Source organism: Microcoleus sp. K1-B1 (genome assembly GCF_036704705.1).
In the GTDB taxonomy this organism is placed as follows: domain Bacteria; phylum Cyanobacteriota; class Cyanobacteriia; order Cyanobacteriales; family Microcoleaceae; genus Microcoleus.
This window is the reverse complement of sequence record NZ_JAUBSH010000187.1, coordinates 1-2341: the sequence shown is the minus strand read 5'-3', so window position 1 is coordinate 2341 and position 2341 is coordinate 1. Positions and strand designations below refer to the sequence as shown.

The following is a 2341-nucleotide window of genomic DNA, read 5'->3' as shown; positions in this document are numbered from 1 at the left end:
CCTTGGACGCAATGTAAGACCAAAACGGTATGGACGCAAGTCTACTACTGTAGAGGCTGTTGCGGTTGAATTGGGAAACCCTCGTTCTATCTGTACTCAGATGAACGTCGGGTAATTCACTATGTCAAGATTCATAATTTATTAACTGAGTATCATTGCTTATGCAGGTAGCAACAGCCTATTCCTTTGGTCACTTGCATCGGGGAAATTCTCATCCCCTCAAATTGGTTGCTTTCGGTGACAGCTTAATCTACGGTTTCGGCGACGGTGTAGGCGGGGGTTGGGTGGAAAGATTGCGGCGCCAGTGGATGTTACCGGAGAGTGCAGGACACGTTTTATACAATTTGGGTGTTCGGGGCGATCGGGCTTATCAAGTCTCCCAGCGGCTAGAGAATGAGTTTCGCCACCGTGGCGAACTGAGAAACCGTGTCCCGGATGCGATTATTCTTTCGGTAGGCCTCAACGATTCGGCGAGAGTGCAGTCGCCTACCGGGCGCAGCTACACTGATTTTGAACATTTTAAAACTGTTTTGGATCATTTGTTAAACCTGTCCCAACAACTTTGTCCGGTGATATTTGTCGGGATGGTGCCGGTGGATGAAAGTAAAATGCCTTTTCAAGATTGTTTGTATTACAGTCATGCGGACCAATATCGGTATAAAGAAGCAACCAAATTAGCTTGTGAGTTGCGGGGAATTCCCTATTTAGATATTTTTGATAAATGGGTAAATCGGGGCAGTGATTGGTGGCGATCGCGCCTGATTGAAGACGGGCTTCATCCCAATGCAGCGGGCTATCAATCTTTATTTGAAGATGTGACAAGTTGGGAGCCGCTAGCCTCTATTAGTCATTAGTTCAGTAGTCATTAGTCATCAGTAAAAATGAAGTAGGGTGCGTCAACTAGCATTATTTCCGCTACAAACTAAGAATTTCACAACTGACGCACTCTCGCAAAAAACGGTGCGTCCGATTCATACTTTCCGTGCAAATTAAAAATCTAAAACCTGACGCACCCTAACACTGATTGTCTTCTTGACCATCAAGTGAAACTTTATAAAATGCTCAGTAACCAGCTGGGTGTTGCAAGCTACCAACCATTTTGTCGATCGCACTTGCGATCGCCAACAACTCCATTTCACGCCACCGCTTACCAACAATTTGCATTCCAATCGGTAAACCATTTTGAGTTTGTCCAATTGGAATTACCACCGCAGGATGTCCGCTGAGATTAGAAGGCATGGTGTAAGCCCCGTTTGCCACTGCATGAGGATAGGATCTGCCATTAACCTCAACGGCACTCCAAGCGGGACGGTGAGTAAACGCAGCGGTTGCCGCAACCGGACAAAGCCATACATCCCAAGGTTCTAATGCCTCATCTATATGGGCAGTGAAGGCATCGCGCTGTGTGAGTGCCTCGAAATATCCTTTCAAACTCGGATTCAATATCTCAGGTAGGAATCTGCTGAAATCTCCCAATTTTCGGAGTTCCTTGTCGCCTTGGGTGGCGGTGCGGAAGATTAACTCTAAACTACGACGCAGGTTATATCTATCCTGCGGTTGAGCGTAGATAGTGAGGTACATTGAGATCCGTCCGTAGAGATTCAATATTTGGGAAAGGTCAAAGTCTTTGGGAAGCCAGCGTTCGATTTGGACACCTGCGTCAGAGAGTGTCTGCACGATCGACTCCATAGCTGCTCGAATTTCAGAAGCAACGGGAACTTCGGCCCATTCATCGTTCCAAGCGATTTTGAGATGCTGCAAAGGCTTGCCAGAGGGTGTATCGAGCGGAATCGGCGGCACATCAGGGCGTCGCAGATCCGCGCCTGCAATTAACGAAAAACATAGCCGGATATCTTCGATCGATCGCGCAAAACACCCAACGGTCATCATTTGCCGAATAGACAGTGGCTTTCCCGGCACTTCAGGAATCTGCCCTGCTGTAGAAATACGGCGATCTGTCGCCTTTAAACCATATATGCCGCAGAAATGAGCAGGCTGACGCACCGAACCCCCGAAATCGTTCCCCAAATCCAACGGTGAAAGTCCTGCTGCGACAGCAGCGGCACTGCCCCCGGAACTGCCCCCAGGTGTGTAGTCAAGATGCCAAGGATTATTCACCCGTGGAAACAGAGAATTTGTGCTTTGATAATCGGCAGCCAGTTCCGCCATGTTGGTTTTTCCCATGATGACAGCACCTGCTGCCCGCAATCTCGCAACAGCAGTTGCATCCTGTTGAGGCACATAATCTTTGAGGGGAATATAGCCCAATGGCACTGAAAAAGTGAGCAAAAAAAAATCTGTAAGGCAAGCTCTGCATAGATAATTGCCTTACAAACCAAAA

The 2341-nt window shown here is 47.8% G+C and carries 2 protein-coding genes; one reads left to right on the top strand and one right to left on the bottom strand.

All coding sequences use genetic code 11. From position 1 onward, the window contains the following. The first annotated feature begins 161 nt into the window (after positions 1–161). On the top strand, positions 162–854 hold the full coding sequence (locus QUA83_RS30250; protein ID WP_333297900.1) for a GDSL-type esterase/lipase family protein: 693 nt from the start codon (positions 162–164) through the stop codon (positions 852–854). 208 nt (positions 855–1062) lie between these two features. On the opposite strand, the gene QUA83_RS30245 is transcribed toward QUA83_RS30250, so the two are convergent. Continuing rightward, positions 1063–2289, bottom strand: coding sequence for an amidase (locus QUA83_RS30245; protein ID WP_333297899.1), 1227 nt, complete (start codon positions 2287–2289; stop codon positions 1063–1065). Positions 2290–2341 lie beyond the last annotated feature (52 nt).

What these genes read in the sequence shown, in the direction of transcription:
- QUA83_RS30250 (WP_333297900.1), top strand. Translation starts at nt 162, where the DNA reads ATGCAGGTAGCAACAGCCTATTCCTTTGGTCACTTGCATCGGGGAAAT.